This is a genomic window from Brachybacterium sp. UNK5269 (assembly GCF_049266655.1).
In the GTDB taxonomy this organism is placed as follows: Bacteria; Actinomycetota; Actinomycetes; order Actinomycetales; family Dermabacteraceae; genus Brachybacterium.
Genome location: NZ_CP184883.1, coordinates 1,650,058 through 1,669,979 on the forward strand (window position 1 = coordinate 1,650,058; position 19,922 = coordinate 1,669,979).

The 19,922-nt window shown below is 72.1% G+C and carries 17 protein-coding genes; 10 read left to right on the forward strand and 7 right to left on the reverse strand.

Going from position 1 to position 19,922, the window contains the following annotated elements; translation table 11 throughout:
* Nucleotides 1-24: 24 nt before the first annotated feature.
* Nucleotides 25-2,127: an excinuclease ABC subunit UvrB gene (gene uvrB, locus ACOJUI_RS07595; protein WP_422117453.1), complete on the forward strand. Its 2,103-nt coding sequence runs from the start codon at nt 25-27 to the stop codon at nt 2,125-2,127.
* Between the two features lie 6 nt (nt 2,128-2,133).
* Here the strand turns inward: uvrB and ACOJUI_RS07600 are convergent, their stop codons facing one another.
* Nucleotides 2,134-2,415 (reverse strand): hypothetical protein, encoded by a 282-nt coding sequence (locus tag ACOJUI_RS07600; RefSeq protein WP_422117454.1) that lies wholly within the window; start codon nt 2,413-2,415, stop codon nt 2,134-2,136.
* A gap of 280 nt (nt 2,416-2,695) precedes the next feature.
* On the opposite strand from ACOJUI_RS07600, the gene ACOJUI_RS07605 reads away from it, so the two are divergent.
* A complete protein-coding gene (locus ACOJUI_RS07605) occupies nt 2,696-2,932 on the forward strand; it encodes an acyl carrier protein (protein ID WP_422117455.1) in 237 nt (78 codons plus the stop codon).
* Nucleotides 2,933-3,111: 179 nt separating this feature from the next.
* On the opposite strand, the gene ACOJUI_RS07610 is transcribed toward ACOJUI_RS07605, so the two are convergent.
* The 6 genes from ACOJUI_RS07610 to ACOJUI_RS07635 all read right to left on the reverse strand — a co-directional run bounded on the left by ACOJUI_RS07610 (nt 3,112) and on the right by ACOJUI_RS07635 (nt 8,725).
* Complete coding sequence (locus tag ACOJUI_RS07610; RefSeq protein WP_422117456.1) at nt 3,112-3,681, reverse strand: hypothetical protein; 570 nt, start codon at nt 3,679-3,681, stop codon at nt 3,112-3,114.
* 90 nt (nt 3,682-3,771) lie between these two features.
* Nucleotides 3,772-4,224 (reverse strand): pyrimidine dimer DNA glycosylase/endonuclease V, encoded by a 453-nt coding sequence (locus tag ACOJUI_RS07615; protein WP_422117457.1) that lies wholly within the window; start codon nt 4,222-4,224, stop codon nt 3,772-3,774.
* A 106-nt stretch (nt 4,225-4,330) separates the two neighbouring features.
* Nucleotides 4,331-5,152: an isocitrate lyase/PEP mutase family protein gene (locus tag ACOJUI_RS07620; protein ID WP_422117458.1), complete on the reverse strand. Its 822-nt coding sequence runs from the start codon at nt 5,150-5,152 to the stop codon at nt 4,331-4,333.
* Between the two features lie 211 nt (nt 5,153-5,363).
* Complete coding sequence (gene ppk2, locus ACOJUI_RS07625) at nt 5,364-6,245, reverse strand: polyphosphate kinase 2 (RefSeq protein WP_422117459.1); 882 nt, start codon at nt 6,243-6,245, stop codon at nt 5,364-5,366.
* Between the two features lie 66 nt (nt 6,246-6,311).
* A complete protein-coding gene (locus tag ACOJUI_RS07630) occupies nt 6,312-8,051 on the reverse strand; it encodes a bifunctional 3'-5' exonuclease/DNA polymerase (RefSeq protein WP_422117460.1) in 1,740 nt (579 codons plus the stop codon).
* The gene (locus ACOJUI_RS07635) at nt 8,048-8,725 is read right to left on the reverse strand and encodes an MBL fold metallo-hydrolase (RefSeq protein ID WP_422117461.1); all 678 of its coding nucleotides are present in this window, start codon (nt 8,723-8,725) and stop codon (nt 8,048-8,050) included. Before ACOJUI_RS07635 ends, ACOJUI_RS07630 begins: the two co-directional genes overlap by 4 nt.
* A 72-nt stretch (nt 8,726-8,797) precedes the next feature.
* Between ACOJUI_RS07635 and uvrA the strand changes: the two genes are divergently transcribed.
* The 8 genes from uvrA (at nt 8,798) to tpiA (ending at nt 19,897) form a co-directional block, all read left to right on the forward strand.
* Entirely contained in the window at nt 8,798-11,662 is a 2,865-nt protein-coding gene (uvrA, locus tag ACOJUI_RS07640; protein ID WP_422117462.1) for an excinuclease ABC subunit UvrA, read from the forward strand.
* A gap of 14 nt (nt 11,663-11,676) precedes the next feature.
* Nucleotides 11,677-13,611, forward strand: coding sequence for an excinuclease ABC subunit UvrC (gene uvrC, locus ACOJUI_RS07645; protein ID WP_422117463.1), 1,935 nt, complete (start codon nt 11,677-11,679; stop codon nt 13,609-13,611).
* A gap of 34 nt (nt 13,612-13,645) precedes the next feature.
* Nucleotides 13,646-14,542 (forward strand): RNase adapter RapZ, encoded by an 897-nt coding sequence (gene rapZ / locus ACOJUI_RS07650; RefSeq protein ID WP_422117464.1) that lies wholly within the window; start codon nt 13,646-13,648, stop codon nt 14,540-14,542.
* On the forward strand, nt 14,539-15,666 hold the full coding sequence (locus ACOJUI_RS07655; RefSeq protein ID WP_422117465.1) for a gluconeogenesis factor YvcK family protein: 1,128 nt from the start codon (nt 14,539-14,541) through the stop codon (nt 15,664-15,666). Before rapZ ends, ACOJUI_RS07655 begins: the two co-directional genes overlap by 4 nt.
* Nucleotides 15,650-16,648: a DNA-binding protein WhiA gene (gene whiA, locus ACOJUI_RS07660; protein WP_422117466.1), complete on the forward strand. Its 999-nt coding sequence runs from the start codon at nt 15,650-15,652 to the stop codon at nt 16,646-16,648. The genes ACOJUI_RS07655 and whiA overlap by 17 nt, the downstream gene beginning before the upstream one ends.
* Nucleotides 16,649-16,775: 127 nt before the next feature.
* The gene (gap, locus tag ACOJUI_RS07665; RefSeq protein ID WP_422117467.1) at nt 16,776-17,780 is read left to right on the forward strand and encodes a type I glyceraldehyde-3-phosphate dehydrogenase; all 1,005 of its coding nucleotides are present in this window, start codon (nt 16,776-16,778) and stop codon (nt 17,778-17,780) included.
* A 147-nt stretch (nt 17,781-17,927) separates the two neighbouring features.
* On the forward strand, nt 17,928-19,127 hold the full coding sequence (locus tag ACOJUI_RS07670) for a phosphoglycerate kinase (RefSeq protein WP_422117635.1): 1,200 nt from the start codon (nt 17,928-17,930) through the stop codon (nt 19,125-19,127).
* Nucleotides 19,124-19,897 (forward strand): triose-phosphate isomerase, encoded by a 774-nt coding sequence (gene tpiA, locus ACOJUI_RS07675; protein ID WP_422117468.1) that lies wholly within the window; start codon nt 19,124-19,126, stop codon nt 19,895-19,897. The genes ACOJUI_RS07670 and tpiA overlap by 4 nt, the downstream gene beginning before the upstream one ends.
* Nucleotides 19,898-19,922: the final 25 nt, after the last annotated feature.

A 19,922-nucleotide genomic window follows, 5' to 3' on the forward strand; every position in this document is an offset into this window, starting at 1 on the left:
GGTCCCGGGTCGTAGGCTCCTGCCATGCGTCCTGTCACCGATCTGGTCCGCGCCGAGCACCCCTTCGAGGTCGTCTCCGAGTACTCGCCCTCGGGGGACCAGCCCGCCGCCATCGCCGACCTCACCCGCCGCATCAACGACGGCGAGCAGGACGTGGTGCTGCTGGGCGCGACCGGCACCGGCAAGTCCGCGACCACCGCCTGGCTGATCGAGCAGGTCCAGCGCCCCACCCTGGTGATGGCCCACAACAAGACCCTCGCCGCCCAGCTCGCCAGCGAGTTCCGGGAGCTGCTGCCCCACAACGCGGTCGAGTACTTCGTCTCGTACTACGACTACTACCAGCCCGAGGCGTACGTCCCGCAGTCCGACACCTACATCGAGAAGGACTCCTCGATCAACGCCGAGGTGGAGCGGCTGCGGCACTCGGCGACCAACTCGCTGCTGACCCGCCGGGACGTGGTGGTGGTCTCCTCGGTCTCCTGCATCTACGGCCTGGGCACCCCGCAGGAGTACGTCGACCGCATGGTGCAGCTGCGCCGCGGCCAGGAGCTGGACCGCGACGAGCTGCTGACCCGCTTCGTGGACATGCAGTACGACCGCAACGACGTGGCCTTCGAGCGGGGCACCTTCCGGGTGCGCGGCGACACCGTCGAGATCATCCCGATGTACGAGGAGCTCGCGATCCGCATCGAGTTCTTCGGCGACGAGATCGACGCCCTGTACACCCTCCACCCGCTGACCGGGGAGGTCATCCGCAGCGAGGACCACATCCACATCTTCCCCGCCTCCCACTACGTCGCCGGCCCCGAGCGGCTGGCCCGGGCGATCGGCACCATCGAGATCGAGCTCGCCGAGCGGCTCGAGGAGCTCGAGGCGCAGAACAAGCTGCTCGAGGCGCAGCGGCTGCGGATGCGCACCACCCACGACCTCGAGATGCTGCGCCAGATGGGCTCCACCAACGGGGTGGAGAACTACTCCCGCCACCTGGACGGTCGCGCCCCCGGCACCGCGCCCAACACCCTCATGGACTACTTCCCCGAGGACTTCCTGCTGGTCATCGACGAGTCCCATGTGACCGTCCCCCAGATCGGGGCGATGTACGAGGGGGACCGCTCCCGCAAGCGCACCCTGGTCGACTTCGGCTTCCGGCTCCCCAGCGCGCTGGACAACCGCCCGCTGACCTTCTCCGAGTTCACCGAGCGCACCGGGCAGACGGTGTACCTCTCGGCGACGCCCGCGGCGTACGAGCTCGGCAAGGCCAACGGGGTGGTCGAGCAGATCATCCGCCCGACGGGCCTGGTCGACCCGCAGGTGATCGTCAAGCCGATCAAGGGCCAGATCGACGACCTGCGCGAGGAGATCGAGAAGCGCGTCCAGCGCGACGAGCGGGTGCTGGTGACCACGCTGACCAAGCGGATGGCGGAGGACCTCACCGACTTCCTGCTGGAGAACGGGGTGCGGGTGCAGTACCTGCACTCCGACGTCGACACCCTGCGCCGCATCGAGTTGCTGCGCTCCCTGCGGCTGGGGGAGTACGACGTGCTGGTGGGCATCAACCTGCTGCGCGAGGGCCTGGACCTGCCGGAGGTGTCGCTGGTGGCGATCCTCGACGCGGACAAGGAGGGCTTCCTGCGCTCGCGCACCTCCCTCATCCAGACGATCGGCCGCGCCGCCCGCAACGTCTCCGGCGAGGTGCACATGTACGCCGACCGGATCACCGACTCGATGCAGTCGGCGATCGACGAGACCAACCGGCGCCGCGAGAAGCAGATCGCCTACAACCTCGAGCACGGAATCGATCCGACCCCGCTGCGCAAGCGCATCGCCGACGTCACCGACATGCTGGCCCGCGAGGACATCGACACCGACACCCTGATGTCCACCGACTACCGCTCCGGCAAGGAGCGGGTGGCCCGCGACCGCGCCCGCGCGAACACGACCGACGCCGTCAACCACCGCAGCGTCGACCTGGGCGATGACCCGGTGGGGGCGCTGACCGGGATGATCGACGAGATGACCGCCCAGATGCACGCCGCGGCGGAGTCGCTGCAGTTCGAGCTGGCCGGCCGCCTGCGGGACGAGGTCCAGGAGCTCAAGAAGGAACTGCGCCAGCTCCAGCGCTCCTGAGGCCGCTCAGGCGGGCCCCCGCGTGGCGATGAACACCACGGCCACGAAGAACAGGGCGAGCGCTCCGAGGGCGGTGCCGACAGCGGCCGGCAGCACGCTGCGGGTGCGCCCGGCGTCGTAGTGGCCGATCCCGATGATGCCGCAGACCACGGCGAGGATCGCGGTGGGGACGGAGATCAGGTCGCCGATGCCCGGGATCAGCGCGCAGACGATGGCGGCCACCCCGAAGGTGAACGCGTACTCGCCGCTGCTGTGCCTGCCCCGGTCGCCGGCGGGCTTCTCGCGCATGTGGTGGCCTGTCCGTGAGGGGGCGGGCGCCCTCCAGGCGCTCGCCGTGACGCAGGAATTGTCGCACTGCATCACGCGCGGCCGCTGGCACCGCCGCTGCTGTTCCGCTCGCACGCGAGCGGCACAGCCCGAGGCAGCTCGATCCACGGCGCCGTGCCCCTTGTGGTGACGCTGATCACTTGATAGACCGGGTCCCGCTGGGGAAGTCCTTCCGATTGAACCCATGGCAGGCCCGCACGGGTCCCAGCCCTCGGTCCGGGTCCGCCGCAAGGAGGCCATCATGCCCGCTGGACAGACCGGATTCGACGACGTCACCTTCGACCTGATCTCCGTGCAGTACCACTCGCTGAAGGCAGGCCACGACTACGGGCAGTACGTGCGCGATGCCCGCAACGCCGGCCAGGAGGAGATCGCCGCCTTCTTCGAGGAGGTCATGGCGCAGGACGCCGAGCGCGCGAAGAAGTGCCACGAGTTCCTGCGGCAGCTCGGCGGCATCGACAACACCAGCCCCCAGTAGGACCTGACCGGTCCCGCGCGTGATCCCGGGCGGCGCGCAGCGCCGAGGCCCCCGGCTCCGCTCCGGCGCCGGGGGCCTCGCATGCGCCGGGCAGCCGCCCCCGGCGCCCAGCACCGTCGACGCCGCGGCGCGGTCAGCACCGGGCCGGAGCATGCTCGAGGGGAGCAGCCGGGGCCCGATCAGTCGTCGTCCCCGCTCTCTCCCGGATCCTTCCGGGCCCCCGCCGCGGCCCCGGCGAGGGCGATCAGGGCGGCGTATCCGACGCCCTGGCTCAGACCCACCGCGAGCCTCGGGCGCCGCGCGCCCCGGACCGTGAAGAAGGCCTCCATCCGCCGGTCCACCGCCACCTCGACGGCGGTGGCGGCGCCGGCGATGGTCCCTGCCGCAGCGGCGATGGCCGCCGTGCGCAGCAGCGCCCGATGGTCCTGACCGCCGGGCGCCCGCGCTCCGGCTCCAGCCCCGGCCCCCGCTGCGGCCCGTGCCTGGACGGTCCACGGCATCCAGCCCTCGGGGGTGGCCGCCCGGGCCCGGGCATGGGCCCGGAGGCCGAGGAAGGTCCCCGCCGCCCCGAGCGCGGCGGAGCCCGCGACCAGCGCGAGCACCTGCCGTCCGCGCAGGCGCCCGAAGGGCAGGGCGCCGTAGGCCGAGTACATCGCGGCATCGAGCGCGAAACGGGACAGGGGACGGAGCATCGCGGAGCGGGGCGTCGGCGCGGGGCCGACCTCGGGGTCGAGCGGTGAGGTCGTCATCCCGCCAGGATGCCCGGACCCGACGGGCGGGGACCGGCCCGATCGTCGGCACCAGGCCCGACGAAAGCACGACGCGAGCGGTGCAGCTCCTCAGCCCGCGGCGCGCTCCCACGACTCGACCGGTCCGGGGACGACCCGGAACAGCGGGTGGCTCTCCGCGGCGGCGGCCTCGCCGCCCGCCGCGCGCCAGTGGGGGCTGCGCAGTGCGAGCTTCGCCCGGAGGTGCTCCCGTTCGAGATCCAGCTGACCCTCCGTCACCGGGATCAGCGGAACCGGGCCGGCGCCGGGCGCGGACGGCGGGCGCTCGATGCGGGAGCGGTCGAACCGGTACCCCCGCGCCGTCGCCTCGTCGGCGAGCGCCTCGAGGTACGCACCGACCGCGGCCAGCGGGTCCTGCTGCGCGCGGAACCGCTCGAGCTGCGGATGGGAGCGGTACCCCTTCGTGCGCCCGGCGAGGACGGCCTGCGCGAGCAGGGCCTCGCGCCAGCAGCCGGTCAGGCCCTGGCGGTCGAGATGACGAGGATGGACGGACCACAGACGCATGAGCCCATCATCCCCTGCGGCGTCGGATCCAGCGCTCCTCCTGCAACAGGTGATGGGGGCCGAGCTCCTGATCGGCCCGGTGGGCGTCGAACAGGGGGTCGGGCGGCTAGGGGCCCTCGTGGGGGTCGGCCAGCAGCCCGTCGACGTTCGGCAGCCCCTGGAAAGCGGTGAACGTGCCGTCCTGTCGGATCTCCGTCGCCGCCTGCAGGAAGCCTCGCCAGGCCGCTCGCGCCAGGGTGCCCCCCACACTGATCCGCCGTACGCCGAGTGCCGCCGCCTCGTGCACCGTGGTGAAGGGCGAGTTGATCAGGAGGTTGACCGGTTTCGGGGCCACCGCGGCCACGACGGCGGAGACATGCTCGAGGCTGCTGATCCGTGGCGCGTACAGGCAGTCGGCGCCCGCCTCGGCGTAGGCGCACAACCGGCGGATCGTCTCGTCGAGGTCGGGTCGCCCGACCACGAATCCCTCCGAGCGCGCCGTCAGCACGACCCTGTTCCCGCTCGCGTCGATGGCCTGCCGGGTGGCGGCGATCCGCTCGACCGCGAGGTCGAGGTCGAGGAGCGGGTCGTCCGGGTCGTGCGAAGAGTCCTCGATGGAGAGTCCGGCGATCCCGGTACGGACGGCGCGGGTCACGTGGTCGCCGACCCGGTCGGGGTCGACGGCGTATCCGCCCTCGAAGTCGGCATTGACGGGCACCCGTACGGCGGCCGCGATCGCCGTGAGGTGCTCGAGCGCCTGCTCGAAGGTGACCGTGGCGTCCGGGCGGCCGAGGGTCCAGGCGAAACCGGCGCTGGTCGTGGCGAGCGCCGGGAAACCCATCTGCTCGAGGGCGCGGGCGCTGCCCAGATCCCAGGGGTTCGGCATCACGAAGCAGCCCGCGGCGTGCAGGCGGTGGAACTCCCCGGTCCGGTCGTCCCGATCGGTCATCGCACACCTCGTTCTCCGACGCCTCCCCAGTCTAGGCCGATCATTCGCAGTCGGGCAGGCCCTGAACGCCGTCGCTGCCCGCAACTGCAGGGAGAGCGGGAGGAGGGGCACGTGGGCGATGAGGACGCCCTGCGGCTGGTTCCCGGAGGTCGCGTCCCCGCCCGGCGACCCGGTACGCAGTGCGGCGAGCGCCGCGGGGAGCTCGCCGGGGCTACTTCTTCTTCGTCGGTGCCTTCTTCTTCGCACCAGGCCTCGGAGTGCGTTCGAGCTGGGTGGCGACGTCCTGCGCAGACAGGAACTGGTCCCGGGGAGGGCGCTCGTAACGGGAGTCGCGCTCCGCGGGACGCGTCGGGATCTCGATCCGCTGCGGCTCCACGGCAGTCCAGGGGATGCGCTGCAGGATGTCGTGGATGACGTTGATGCGGGAGCGCTTCTTGTCCTCGCTCTCGATGGTCACCCAGCGGGCGCCGGGAAGGTCGGTGGCGGCGAACATGGCGTCCTTGGCGCGGGAGTAGTCCTCCCAGCGGGTGATCGACTCGACGTCCATCGGGGACAGCTTCCACCGCCGCATCGGGTCCTCCGCGCGGGAGCGGAAGCGGGCCTCCTGCTCCTCGTCGGAGACGGAGAACCAGTACTTGATCAGCCGTATCCCGTCCTCGACGAGCATCCGCTCGAAGTCCGGGGCCTGCCGCAGGAACCGGTGGTACTCCTGTTCGGTGCAGAAGCCCATCACCCGCTCGACCCCGGCACGGTTGTACCAGGAGCGGTCCAGGATCACGATCTCGCCGGCCGCCGGGAGGTGCTGGATGTAGCGCTGGAAGTACCACTGGGTCTTCTCGCGCTCCGTGGGCGCCGGCAGCGCCACCACCCGCGTGTGCCGGGGGTTGAGGTAGTGGGTGATCCGCTTGATCGCGGAGCCCTTCCCCGCCGCGTCGCGACCCTCGAAGATCAGGATGATCCGTTCATCGGAGTCGATCACCCACTGCTGCATGGCCACCAGCTCGGACTGCAGGCGCTTGAGCTCCCGTTCGTAGGCGGACCTGTCGAGCTTCGGTGGCTTGTCGAGATTGGCGAGATGGTCTGTCTTCGACATGGACCGATGGTACGGACCGGACCCGGGTCGCGTCCGCGATCGGCATCGCCGCACCCGGGGCAATGCTCATTTCTCGGCGGAGCGCTCGGTGATGCTCAGATCCAGCGGGAAGTCGACGGGGCTGCCGGGGAACAGCAGGCGACCGGCCGCGTCGGCGGCGTCCCGGATCGCGGCGGCCGCGGCCTCCGCCTGCCCGGCGGGGGCGTGCACGATCACCTCGTCGTGCAGGAAGAAGGCCAGGTGCGCGCGCCGGGCGAACACCGGCCCGGACGGTGTCGCGCGCGCCGCCGCGTCCACCGGCGGGAAGCGGGACAGCGCGAGCCGCAGCGCCGCCATCCAGGACAGCGCCCATTCGGCCGCGGTGCCCTGCACCACGAAGTTCCGGGTGAAGCGGCCGCGGTCGCGGGCCGCCCGCCGGGCCGCCTCCTGCTCGCCGGGCGCGGCGTCGGGGAGGTTGGCGCGGGTCTGCGCCTGGATCCAGGCGCTCTCCGGGGCGGGGGAGGAGCGCCCCAGCCAGGTGGTCACGGTCCCGCCGCGCTCGCCGACGGCGGCCGCCCCGTCCACCAGCGCCATCGCGTCGGGGAACCGCTGCCGCAGCCGGGGCACGATCCGGGCGCTGTCGCCGGTGGTGCCGCCGTAGAGCGCGCCGAGCATCCCGAACTTCGCCTCCTGGCGGGTGGCGACGACGCCGGCCTCGACGATGCCGGAGTAGAGGTCCTTCCCGGCGCCGGCGGCGATCATCGCCCGGTCGCCGGACATGGCCGCGAGCACCCGCGGCTCGAGCTGGGCGACGTCGGCGCTGATCAGGCGCCAGCCGGGATCCGCGCGCAGCACCGGGCGCAGCTGGCGGGGGATCTGCAGGGCGCCGCCGCCGCTGGAGGCCCAGCGCCCGGTGACCACGCCGCCAGGCACGTACACCGGCCGATAGCGGCCCTCGTGCACCCACTCCTCGATCCAGGCCCAGCCGTTGGCGGTGAGCAGCCGCGACATCTTCTTGTACCGCAGCAGGGGCTCGATCGCCGGATGCTCGATGCGGGTCAGCTCCCACTGGGAGGTGGACGGCACGTCGATCCCGGCCCGGTGCAGGGCGCGCAGCAGCCGCGGCGGGGAGTCGAGGCTCAGCTGCGGGTCGCCGAGCGCCTGCCGGACCGAAGCCGCCGCCTCGAGCATCCGCGCCGGGATGCCGCCGGCGGGAGGGCGCGGACCGAGGGCCTCGCGGAGGATCCGGTCGTGCTCGTCCACGTCCCAGGGGATCCCGGCGGCCTGCAGCTCGGCGGCGATCAGGGCGCCCGCGGACTCGGCCGCCACCAGCAGCTGCAGCCGGCCGCGCTGCTCCGCGCCCGCCAGCGCCTCGCGCTGGCGGGAGAACTCGGCGACCGCGGCGGCGAGGTCATGGGGCACCCCGCCCGGGCGGGTGGAGGAGTCGAGGTCGAAGAGGGTCGGCCCGCTCGCGGGCGTCTCGGCGGGCGGTGCGATCGCCACGTCCCAGGCGCTCGCCGCCCGCAGCGGGCCGGGCTGCGTGACCCGCTGCGCATGGCGCAGGATCACGTGGACCAGCCGCAGGTCGTGCCCGCGGGAGACGGTGACCCCGGCCGCCAGCAGCCGCGGGTACCAGGTCGCGGTGTCGCTCCACACCCAGCGCGGTGAGGACTCCGCCTCCCGCCGCGCCACCTCGGCCACCAGCTGGGAGGCCTCGAACTCCGCCTCGCCCCGCCGCGCCCCCTGGGCGTCGAGCTCGAGCAGCGCGGTGCGCCCGTCGGCGCCGCGGCCGACGACGCACCAGGCGGCGGGCGGCGCGCCGGTCACCAGCCCCGCTCGCGCCAGTGGTCGAGGGCGGGCCGCTCGGCGCCGAGGGTGGTGTCGTCCCCGTGACCGGGGTAGACCCAGGTGGCGTCCGGCAGCACGTCGAAGACCCGCTGCTCGACGTCGGCGAGGAGCTGGGCGAAGCGCTGCGGGTCGCTCTCGGTGTTGCCGAGCCCGCCCGGGAACAGGGAGTCGCCGGTGAAGAGGTGGTCGCCGTCGGCGCCCCCGCGCCACAGCAGGGCGACCGACCCGGGGGTGTGGCCGCGCAGGGCGATCACCGTCAGGCGCTGCTCGCCGACCTCGAGCACGTCCCCGTGGGAGAGCGGCACCCGGGTCGGGGCGGGGATCGCCTCGGCATCGGCCGCCCCGGCGGCGGTGCGGGCACCGGTGGCGGCCACCAGGGCCTCGAGCGCGCCGATGTGGTCGTGGTGGCGGTGGGTGGTGACGATCATGTCCAGACGGCTCTTCGCGGAGCCCTCGGCCACCAGCTGCTGCAGCCGCTGCACCTCGGCCGCGGCGTCGATCAGCAGCTGCGCACCGCTCGCACGGCAGGTCAGCAGGTAGGCGTTGTTGTCCATCGGCCCCACCGAGGCCTTGCGGATCTCCAGCGCGGCCAGGCGCCGCACCGCACTGGGCCCCTGCGGGTCGACGTGTCCGGTGTACGTGGTCTCGCTCATGGCTCCAGTATGTCGCCTTCCTCTCGTGCGAACAGCCGTTCGAAAGTCCTGCCGCGGCCCTAGGATGATCCGGTGACTGATTCCCTGGTCGTCCGTGGTGCGCGCGAGCACAACCTCAAGAACATCGACATCGACATCCCCCGCGACAAGCTGGTGGTGTTCTCCGGGCTCTCCGGCTCCGGCAAGAGCTCCCTGGCCTTCGACACCATCTTCGCCGAGGGGCAGCGACGGTACGTGGAGTCGCTGTCGAGCTACGCCCGGCAGTTCCTGGGCCAGATGGACAAGCCGTCGGTCGACCTCATCGAGGGCCTGTCCCCGGCGGTGTCGATCGACCAGAAGTCGACCAACCGCAATCCGCGCTCGACCGTCGGCACCATCACCGAGATCTACGACTACCTGCGCCTGCTGTTCTCGCGCACCGGCGAGCAGCACTGCCCGGTCTGCGGCGAGCTGGTCAGCTCCTCCTCCGCCGAGCAGATCGTGGACACCCTGCTCGAGGAGCCCGAGGGCACCCGCTTCCAGCTGCTGGCCCCGGTGGTCCAGGGGCGCAAGGGCGAGCATGCGGACCTGCTGAGCGCGCTGCGCAGCCAGGGCTACGCCCGGGCCCGGGTCGACGGGCAGAACCGTCGGCTCGACGAGGAGATCGTCCTCGACAAGAAGTTCAAGCACACCATCGAGGTGGTCGTCGACCGCCTCGCCGCGAAGCCCGACTCCCGCCGCCGCCTCACCGACTCGGTGGAGACGGCGCTGCGGCTCGCCGAGGGCATCCTGGTGGTCGACTTCGCGGACCTGGCCGAGGACGACCCGGCCCGCAGCCGCCGCTTCTCGGAGAAGCGGGCCTGCCCCAACGACCACCCGCTGGCGATCGACGACATCGAGCCGCGCACCTTCTCCTTCAACGCCCCCTACGGCGCCTGCCCCGAGTGCACGGGCCTCGGGCAGCGCCTCGAGGTGGATCCCGAGCTGGTGATCCCCGACGAGGACCTGTCGCTCGCCGAGGGCGCCATCGCGCCCTGGTCGATGGGCTCGGCCGACCGCCATCAGGAGGTCATGGCCGGTCTCGGCGAGGAGCTCAGCTTCTCGATGGACACCCCCTGGCGGGCCCTGCCGGAGCGCGCCAAGGAGGCGCTGCTGCACGGCAAGGACCATAAGGTCCACGTGAAGTACCGCAACCGCTTCGGGCGCGAGCGCACCTACTCCACCGGCTTCGAGGGCGTCATGCACTTCCTCGAGCGCCGCCACTCCGACACCGAGTCGGACTGGGCCAAGGACCGCTACGAGCAGTTCATGCGCGAGGTCCCCTGCCCGACCTGCAAGGGCGCGCGACTGCGCCCCGAGGTGCTCGCCGTCACCGTCGGCGGGCGCTCCATCGCCGAGGTCTGCGAGATGTCGATCCGCGAGGCCCTCGAGTTCCACCAACACCTCGAGCTCGGCGTGCGGGAGGCGGCGATCGCCGACGAGGTGCTGCGGGAGATCCGCTCCCGCCTGGGCTTCCTGCTCGACGTGGGCCTGGACTACCTCTCCCTCGCCCGCGCCGCGGGCACCCTCTCCGGCGGCGAGGCCCAGCGCATCCGCCTGGCCACCCAGATCGGCTCGGGCCTGGTCGGGGTGCTGTACGTGCTCGACGAGCCCTCGATCGGCCTGCACCAGCGGGACAACGAGCGCCTCATCGCGACCCTCGAGCGGCTGCGGGACCTCGGCAACACCCTGATCGTCGTCGAGCACGACGAGGACACCCTGAACTCCGCCGACTGGGTGGTGGACATCGGCCCGCTGGCCGGTGAGCACGGCGGCCGGGTGGTCCACTCCGGCAGCGTCGAGGACCTCAAGCGCAACCCCGACAGCCTCACCGGGCGCTACCTCTCGGGCGAGCTGGAGATCCCGGTGCCCGGCCTCCGGCGTCCGCTGGACCGCCAGCGCATGATCAAGGTGGTCGCCCCGCGCGCCAACAACCTCAAGGGCCAGGACGTCTCCTTCCCCCTCGGCGTGCTCACCGCCGTCACCGGCGTCTCCGGCTCCGGGAAGTCCACGCTGGTCAACGACATCCTGTACTCCGTGCTCGCCAAGGAGCTCAACCGGGCCCGGCTGGTGCCGGGCCGGCACAAGCGGGTCACCGGCCTCGAGCACCTCGACAAGGTCATCCACGTCGACCAGTCGCCGATCGGCCGCACCCCCCGCTCGAACCCCGCCACCTACACCGGGGTCTGGGACCGGGTGCGCACCCTGTTCGCCCAGACCAACGAGGCGAAGATCCGCGGCTACACCGCCGGGCGGTTCTCCTTCAACGTCAAGGGCGGCCGCTGCGAGGCCTGCTCCGGCGACGGCACCCTGAAGATCGAGATGAACTTCCTGCCGGACGTCTACGTCCAGTGCGAGGTCTGCCACGGGCAGCGCTACAACCGTGAGACCCTCGAGGTGCGCTTCAAGGACAAGAACGTCGCCGAGGTGCTGGACATGTCCATCGCCGAGGCGCTCGAGTTCTTCGACGCCGTCCCGGCGATCCGCCGTCAGATGCAGACCCTGGTGGACGTGGGTCTGGGCTACGTGAAGCTGGGCCAGTCGGCCACCACCCTCTCCGGCGGCGAGGCGCAGCGCGTCAAGCTGTCCTCGGAGCTGCACAAGCGCTCCAACGGCCGCAGCATCTACGTGCTCGACGAGCCCACCACGGGGCTGCACTTCGAGGACGTGCGCAAGCTGCTCGAGGTGCTGGGCGGACTGGTGGACAAGGGCAACACGGTCATCGTCATCGAGCACAACCTCGACGTCATCAAGACCGCCGACCACGTCATCGACCTCGGTCCGGAGGGAGGCTCCGGCGGCGGGCAGATCGTGGCCACCGGCACCCCCGAGCAGGTCGCGAAGGTCGACGGCTCCTACACCGGACGCTTCCTCGCCCCGCTGCTGGGCGCCGGACGATCGGGCCGCGCGGCCGGCTGAGAGATGATGTCCTGATGGCTGATCCGGCGACCTACCGTCCTGCGGCCGGGACCATCCCCACCAGACCGGGGGTGTACCGGTTCCGGGACGAGCACGGCCGCGTCATCTACGTCGGCAAGGCGAAGAACCTCCGCCAGCGGCTGTCGAACTACTTCCAGGACCTCACCGCGCTGCACGAGCGCACCCGGCGCATGGTCACCACCGCCGCGAGCGTCGAGTGGACGGTGGTGACCACCGAGGTGGAGGCCCTGACCCTCGAGTACACCTGGATCAAGGAGTTCGACCCGCGGTTCAACGTCAAGTTCCGCGACGACAAGTCCTACCCGTACCTGGTGCTGACCATGGGGGAGCAGGTGCCGCGGGTGCACATCACCCGTCGGCCCCGCGCCAAGGGCGACCGCACCTTCGGCCCCTACACCCAGGTGTGGGCGATCCGGGAGACCCTCGACCTGATGCTGCGGGTGTTTCCGATCCGCTCCTGCACGGCCGGGGTGTACCGCCGGGCGGAGCGCTCGGGCCGGCCCTGCCTGCTGGGCTTCATCGGCAAATGCGCCGCCCCCTGCGTGGGCGACATCTCGGTGGACGAGCACCGGCGGCTCGCCGAGCAGTTCGCCGACTTCATGGCCGGCAACACCGCCACCTACACCCGGCGCATCGAGCGCCAGATGCGGGACGCGGCGGCGGCGATGGACTACGAGACCGCGGCGCGGCTGCGCGACGACCTGAAGAACCTCGAGAAGGTCATGGCGAAGAACTCGGTGGTGCTCTCCGACGCCACCGACGCGGACCTGATCGGACTGGCCCAGGACGAGCTCGAGGCCTCGGTGCAGGTCTTCCACGTGCGCGGCGGCCGCATCCGCGGCCAGCGCGGCTGGACCGCCGAGATCCTGGACACCTCCTCCGGCCCCGACCTCGTCGAGCGGGCGCTGACCACCCTGTACTCGGAGGGGGAGGCGCCCCGGGAGATCCTGGTGCCGGTGATGCCCGCCAACCGCGAGCAGGTGCTGGAGCTGATCGGCCGGCCGGTGGACCTGCGCGTCCCGCAGCGCGGCGAGAAGAAGGACCTGCTGCTGACCGTCAACGAGAACGCCACCGAGGCGCTGCGGCTGCACCGCCTCAAGCGCACCGGCGACCTCACCGCCCGCTCCAAGGCCCTCGAGGACCTCGGGGCGGCGCTCGACCTGGCCGAGCCGCCGCTGCGGATCGAGTGCTTCGACATCTCGCACTCCCACGGCACCAACGTCGTCGGCTCCCAGGTGGTCTTCGAGGACGGGCTGCCGAAGAAGAGCGAGTACCGCCGCTACTCGGTCACCGGCGCCGCCGCCCGCGACGACACCGCCTCGATGTACGACGTGATCTCCCGACGGCTGAAGCACCACCTCGACCCGCCCGAGCAGTCCGAGGAGGACCGGCGCCGCTTCGCGTACCCGCCCTCGCTGATCCTGGTGGACGGCGGACCGGCCCAGGTCGCCGCCGCCCAGCGCGCCTTCGACGACCTGGGGATCACCGACATCGCCCTGGCGGGCATCGCCAAGCGCCTCGAGGAGATCTGGCTGCCCGGGGACGACTACCCGGTGATCCTCCCGCGCACCAGCGAGGCGCTGTTCCTGGTGCAGCGACTGCGCGACGAGGCGCACCGCTTCGCGATCACCTACCACCGCTCCAAGCGCGGCCGCGCCATGCAGGTCAGCGCCCTGGACGGGGTGCCGGGGCTCGGCCCCGCCCGGCGCCGCGCACTGCTGGACCGCTTCGTGACGGTCTCCGCGATCCGGGAGGCGAGTGAGGAGGACCTCGTCGCGGTCCCCGGGATCGGACCCGCGTTGGCCGCGCAGATCACGGCCGCGCTACGATCCGGGACGGGGGCGGACGCCGCCACCGGCGCCGCGGACGCCGAGGACTCCCTGGACGTCATGGTGGACATGGCGACCGGCGAGATCCTCGACCGCTGACCCCCTGCCGCCCCCCGCCTCGGAAGGAGCGCCCGTGACCGACGGATCCGCACCCCTGCCCAGCTCCGACCCCCGCGGTGACGTCGTCATCATCACCGGGCTCGCCGGAGCGGGTCGGGAGACCGCCGCCCATGCCCTCGAGGACATGGGCTGGTACGTCGTCTACAACATCATGCCGCAGCTGATCGGCACCCTCTTCGAGCTGCGGGCCTCCGCCGTCGGTCGCGCGAACCGCTTCGCGGTGGTGGTGGACCCCCGCTCGGGGCCGTTCTTCAGCGAGCTGCCCGACGTGGTCGCCGAGCTGCGCCGAGCCGATCTGCGCCTGCGGCTGCTGTTCCTCACCGCCGACGAGCCCACCCTGGTGCGGCGTTTCGACTCGGTGCGCCGCCCCCACCCGCTGCAGGGCGAGGAGGGGGTGCTCGAGGGCATCCGCCGCGAACGGGAGATGCTGGCCCCGTATCGCCGGATGGCGGACCTGGTCATCGACACCTCGCCGCTGAACGTGCACCAGCTGACGATGAAGATGCGCACCGTCTTCGGCACCAGTCAGGAGCAGCAGCTGACGGTGACGATGCTGTCCTTCGGCTTCAAGTACGGCATCCCGCTGGAGGCCGACCACGTCAGCGACGTCCGCTTCATCCCCAACCCGTACTGGGTCCCCGAGCTGCGCGACAAGCGCGGCACCGACCTCGAGGTCGCCGACTTCGTCCTCGGCGACGCCAACGCCGCCGAGTTCGTCGACCGCTACCTCGAGATGATCGTGCCCGTGCTGCGCGGCTACAGCGCCGAGAACAAGCACTTCACGACCCTCGCGATCGGCTGCACCGGCGGCAAGCACCGCTCGGTCGCGATCTCCGAGCGGATCGGCGAGGCCCTGCGCCGCCAGGGCCACGCGGTGCGGCTGCGCCACCGGGATCTGGGGCGGGAATGAGCATCGCCCCCCGCGCCCCCGGCCACCGCCTGCGCACCGCCGACCGCTCCGCGAGCGCCCGCCGGGGCCGCCGCGGCAACCCCCAGCGGCCCCTGCGGGTGGTCGCCCTCGGGGGAGGCCACGGGCTGGCCGCGAACCTGCGGGCCCTGCGCCTGCTGGCCGACGACATCACCGCGGTGGTCACCGTCGCGGACAACGGCGGCTCCTCCGGCCGGATCCGCACCGAGATGCCGGTGCTGCCCCCCGGGGACCTGCGGATGGCGCTGGCCGCCCTGTGCGAGGACTCCGACTGGGGCTCGATCTGGGGGGACGTCATCCAGCACCGCTTCGCGACCGAGGGCGAGCTGGACGGCCACGCCCTCGGCAACCTGATGATCGTGGCGCTGTGGCAGATCCTCGACGACCCGATCGAGGGCCTCGACCAGATGGCCGAGCTGCTGGGGGCGCGCGGACGGGTGCTCCCGATGGCGCTGGACCCGCTGGACATCGAGGCCGACGTCCGCGCCGCCGACGGGGCGCTGCGCACGGTCTCGGGCCAGTTCCAGGTCGCCACCGCCGAGGGGCGGGTCGAGGACGTGCGCCTGATCCCGCCGCGGCCCCGGGTCCCGCGCGACGTGATCGAGGCCCTGGGCCGCGCCGACTGGATCATCGTGGGCCCGGGCTCCTGGTACACCTCGGTGCTGCCGCACCTGATGATCCCCGAGATCGCCGAGGCGATCCGCACCAGCCCGGCGCGCTGCTGCATCACCGCGAACCTCTCGGTGGGGGTGCAGGAGGCCGAGGGCATGTCCAGCATCGACCTGCTGGAGGTGCTGCTGGAACGGGCCCCCGGCTGCGGCTTCGACGCCCTGCTGGCCGATCCCACCACCCTGGACGACGCCCTCGAGCTCGCCGAGGCGGCCACCGCGCACGGGATCCGCACCCTGCTGCGCCAGGTCAGCGTGGGCGACGGCCTGCCCCATCACGACCCCGTGCGGCTGGCCGCCGCGTACCGCGATCTGTTCGACGACGCCTACGGCGACGTCGAGCCCGCCGCGGGCGCGCGCCGGGCCGGGGACCATCACCGCACGGCGGGGGCAGCCGCGCCCGCGACCGAGGAGGAGACGCATGGCGCTGACAGGTGAGGCCAAGGAGGAGCTGAGCCACCTCACGGTGACGCGACCCTCGGCCCGCAAGGCCGAGGCGGCGGCGATCCTCCGCTTCGCCGGCGGTCTGCACCTGGTGGCCGGGCGGGTGGTGGTGGAGGCGGAGCTGGACTCGGCGGCCGTCGCCCGCCGGCTGCACGGGATCATCTCCGACATGTACGGGCATCGCGCCGACCTGGCCGTGCTGGCCCCCTCCGGGATCCGCCGCACCACCCGCTACATCGTGCGGGTCGACCGGGAGGGCGGGATGCTGGCCCGCCAGACCGGGCTGCTCGATGCCCGCGGCCGCCCGGTGCGCGGCATGCCCCCCTTCGTCGTCGGCGGCGCGACGGTCGACGCGGAGGCCGCCTGGAGGGGCGCCTTCCTGGCCCGCGGCACTCTCACCGAGCCCGGCCGCTCCGCCGCGCTCGAGCTGTCCTGCCCGGGACCGGAGGTGGCGCTGGCGATGGTGGGAGCCGCCCGCCGCCTGGGCGTGGCCTCCAAGGCGCGCGAGGCGCGCGGCGCGGACCGGGTGGTGCTGCGCGACGGGGAGGCCATCTCCACCCTGCTGGCCCGGATGGGCGCCCACCAGACGGTGCGCACCTGGGAGGACCGGCGCACCAAGCGCGAGGTGAAGGCGACCGCGCACCGGCTGGCGAACTTCGACGACGCCAACCTGCGCCGCTCGGCGCGGGCCGCGGTGGCCGCCGGCCAGCGCGTCCAGCGCGCCCTGGAGATCCTCGGCGACGAGGTCCCCGAGCACCTGCGGGCCGCCGGCCGGCTGCGGCTGGAGAACCGCCAGGCGAGCCTCGAGGAGCTGGGACGGCTGGCCGACCCGCCGCTGACCAAGGACGCGGTCGCCGGGCGGATCCGCCGCCTGCTGGCGATGGCGGACAAGCGCGCCGAGGACCTCGGGCTGCCCGGCACCGAGGAGGGCGCCGACGAGGGCCGTCCGCCCGTCTCGCCGGACCTTGGTCCGTGACGGGGCCCGGGCGGACATTGATAGGATCACACCGGTCGTCGGTCACAGCCGGCGCCGTCCGAGCGTACGAGGGCGTGCGCGCCACTGTCCATATTTCGCAGATCCCCTGTGAATCAAGGAGGAACCCGTGACCATTAAGGTCGGAATCAACGGATTCGGTCGCATCGGCCGCAACTTCCTGCGCGCCGCTCTCGAGCAGCAGGCAGACATCCAGATCGTCGGTGTGAACGACCTCACCGACAACGCCGCGCTCGCGAATCTGATCAAGTACGACTCGATCAGCGGTGTCCTGCCCTACGAGGTCTCGTACGACGAGAACTCGATCACCGTCGGCGAGCAGACCATCAAGGCGTACGCCGAGCGCGACCCGAAGAACATCCCGTGGGGCGAGATCGGCGCGGACGTCGTCATCGAGTCCACCGGCATCTTCACCGACGCGGAGAAGGCCAAGGCCCACATCGAGGCCGGCGCCAAGAAGGTCATCATCTCCGCCCCCGGCAAGAACGAGGACGGCACCTTCGTCATCGGTGTGAACGAGGGCGACTACGACCCCGAGAACCACCACATCATCTCCAACGCGTCCTGCACCACCAACAGCCTCGCCCCCGTGGCGAAGGTGCTGAACGACGAGTTCGGGATCGTCAAGGGCCTGATGACCACCGTCCACGCCTACACCTCGGACCAGGTGCTGCAGGACGGCCCGCACAAGGACCCGCGTCGTGCCCGCGCCGCCGCGCTGAACATCGTCCCCACCACCACCGGTGCGGCCAAGGCCGTGGCGCTGGTGCTGCCCGAGCTCAAGGGCAAGCTCGACGGCTACTCGCTGCGCGTGCCGGTCCCCACCGGCTCGATCACCGACCTCACCTTCGAGGCCTCCCGCGAGGTCTCCGTCGAGGAGATCAACGCCGCGATCAAGAAGGCGGCCGAGGGCCCCCTCAAGGGCATCCTGCGCTACACCGAGGACCCGATCGTCTCCAAGGACATCGAGGGCGATCCGCACTCCTCGATCTTCGACTCGCAGCTGACCAAGGTCAACGGCAACCTGGTGAAGGTCTTCACCTGGTACGACAACGAGTGGGGCTTCTCCAACCGTCTCGTCGAGCTCTCGCTGCTGGTGGGCAAGTCCCTCTGATCCCCACGTCGCACTGACGACACGGATCATCCCGGAGCCCGCCGGTCGCCACCCCGAGGGGTCGGCCTCCGGCGGGCTCCGCTCGTCCCCGGCGCCGCTGCCCGCTCGTCCCGGCGGCGGCCACGACCAGAAGGAACCACCACAGTGCTGAAGACCATCGACTCGCTCGGGGAGCTGCGCGGCCGCCGCGTGCTCGTCCGCGCGGACCTCAACGTCCCCCTGGACGGGACCACCATCACCGACGACGGCCGCATCCGCGCCGCCCTGCCCACCCTGACCCGCCTCGTCGAGGCCGGTGCCCGCGTCGCCGTGATCTCCCACCTCGGCCGCCCGAAGGGTGCCCCCGAGGAGAAGTACTCGCTGCGCCCGGTCGTCGGGCGCCTCGGCGAGCTGCTGGGCCAGGAGGTCGCCTTCGCGAGCGACACCGTGGGCGCCTCCGCCCAGGAGACCGTCGCCGCCCTCGGCGACGGCCAGGTCGCCGTGCTCGAGAACCTCCGCTTCAACCCGGGGGAGACCGCGAAGCAGGACCAGGAGCGCCTCGCCTTCGCGCAGGAGCTCGCCGCCCTCGGGGACGCCTTCGTCTCCGACGGCTTCGGCGTCGTCCACCGCAAGCAGGCCTCCGTGTACGAGCTGGCGACGCTGCTGCCGGCCGCCGCGGGCGAGCTGGTGCTGCGCGAGGTCGACTCCCTGCGCCGGGTCACCGAGTCCCCCGAGCGCCCCTTCGTGGTGGTCCTCGGCGGTGCGAAGGTCGCCGACAAGCTCGCCGTGATCGACAACCTGCTGGGCCGGGCCGACCGCATCCTGATCGGCGGCGGCATGGCGTACACCTTCCAGAAGGCGCTGGGCTTCGAGATCGGCCAGTCCCTGCTGGACGAGACCAAGCTCGACGTGGTGCGCGAGTACATGGAGCGCGCGAAGGCCAACGGCGTCGAGCTGGTGCTGCCGGTCGACACCGTGGTGGCGCCCGAGTTCGCCCCCGACGCCCCGGCCACCGTGGTCCCCGCCGACCAGATCCCCGCCGACCAGGAGGGCATGGACATCGGCCCGGAGACCGCGCGGCTGTTCGGCGAGAAGATCACCGACGCCGCCACCGTGTTCTGGAACGGCCCGATGGGCGTCTTCGAGTTCGACACCTTCGCCGCGGGCACCCGCTCGGTCGCGGAGACCCTCTCGCGGGCATCGGGCTACACCGTGGTCGGCGGCGGCGACTCCGCCTCCGCCGTCCGCAACCTCGGATTCGACGAATCCCTCTTCTCGCACATCTCCACCGGCGGCGGAGCGAGCCTCGAACTCATCGAGGGCAAGGACCTGCCGGGCATCTCGATCCTCGAGGAGGACGCCGCATGACCACCCGCACCCCGCTGATGGCGGGCAACTGGAAGATGAACCTCGACTGGAAGCAGGGCCTGGCCCTGGTCGAGGAGCTCGGCGAGCAGCTGAAGGAGGTGGACACCTCGCTCGTGGAGACCGTGGTGCTGCCGCCCTTCGTCGACCTGCGCACCGTGCAGGTCGCCGTCGATGCCGGGAAGCTCCCGATCGCCTACGGCGCCCAGGACCTCTCCGCGCACGAGTCCGGTGCCTACACCGGCGAGGTCTCCGGCTCCATGCTGAAGGCGCTGGGCTGCACCTACGTGGCCGTGGGCCACTCGGAGCGGCGCCAGTACCACGGCGAGGACGAGCAGGTCACCGGGGCCAAGGTGAAGGCGGCCTTCGCGGCCGGGCTGATCCCGATCCTGTGCGTCGGCGAGCCGCTCGAGGAGCGCCAGGCCGGCCGGCACGTCGAGCACACCCTCGCCCAGCTCGAGGGCGGCATCGACGGTCTGAACGCCGAGCAGGCCAAGCAGATCGTGATCGCCTACGAGCCGGTGTGGGCCATCGGCACCGGCGAGGTCGCCACCCCCGAGGACGCCCAGGAGGTGTGCAGCGCGATCCGCGGCGCCCTCCGCTCGCTCCACGGCGACGAGGTCGCCGACGCGGTGCGGGTCCTGTACGGCGGCAGCGTGAAGTCCTCGAACGTCGCCGAGCTGATGACCAAGCAGGACGTCGACGGCGCCCTCGTCGGCGGCGCCTCGCTGAAGGCCGAGGAGTTCGCGAAGATCGTCGGCTACCAGGGCTGAGCCTGCGGTGCTGACACCGGTGCGA

Bases quoted from the DNA above. Each gene is read 5' to 3' on its own strand.
- uvrB (WP_422117453.1), top strand. From the start codon at position 25: ATGCGTCCTGTCACCGATCTGGTCCGCGCCGAGCACCCCTTCGAGGTC.
- ACOJUI_RS07600 (WP_422117454.1), bottom strand. From the start codon at position 2,415: ATGCGCGAGAAGCCCGCCGGCGACCGGGGCAGGCACAGCAGCGGCGAG.
- ACOJUI_RS07605 (WP_422117455.1), top strand. From the start codon at position 2,696: ATGCCCGCTGGACAGACCGGATTCGACGACGTCACCTTCGACCTGATC.
- ACOJUI_RS07610 (WP_422117456.1), bottom strand. From the start codon at position 3,681: ATGACGACCTCACCGCTCGACCCCGAGGTCGGCCCCGCGCCGACGCCC.
- ACOJUI_RS07615 (WP_422117457.1), bottom strand. From the start codon at position 4,224: ATGCGTCTGTGGTCCGTCCATCCTCGTCATCTCGACCGCCAGGGCCTG.
- ACOJUI_RS07620 (WP_422117458.1), bottom strand. From the start codon at position 5,152: ATGACCGATCGGGACGACCGGACCGGGGAGTTCCACCGCCTGCACGCC.
- ppk2 (WP_422117459.1), bottom strand. From the start codon at position 6,245: ATGTCGAAGACAGACCATCTCGCCAATCTCGACAAGCCACCGAAGCTC.
- ACOJUI_RS07635 (WP_422117461.1), bottom strand. From the start codon at position 8,725: ATGAGCGAGACCACGTACACCGGACACGTCGACCCGCAGGGGCCCAGT.
- uvrC (WP_422117463.1), top strand. From the start codon at position 11,677: ATGGCTGATCCGGCGACCTACCGTCCTGCGGCCGGGACCATCCCCACC.
- ACOJUI_RS07655 (WP_422117465.1), top strand. From the start codon at position 14,539: ATGAGCATCGCCCCCCGCGCCCCCGGCCACCGCCTGCGCACCGCCGAC.
- whiA (WP_422117466.1), top strand. From the start codon at position 15,650: ATGGCGCTGACAGGTGAGGCCAAGGAGGAGCTGAGCCACCTCACGGTG.
- tpiA (WP_422117468.1), top strand. From the start codon at position 19,124: ATGACCACCCGCACCCCGCTGATGGCGGGCAACTGGAAGATGAACCTC.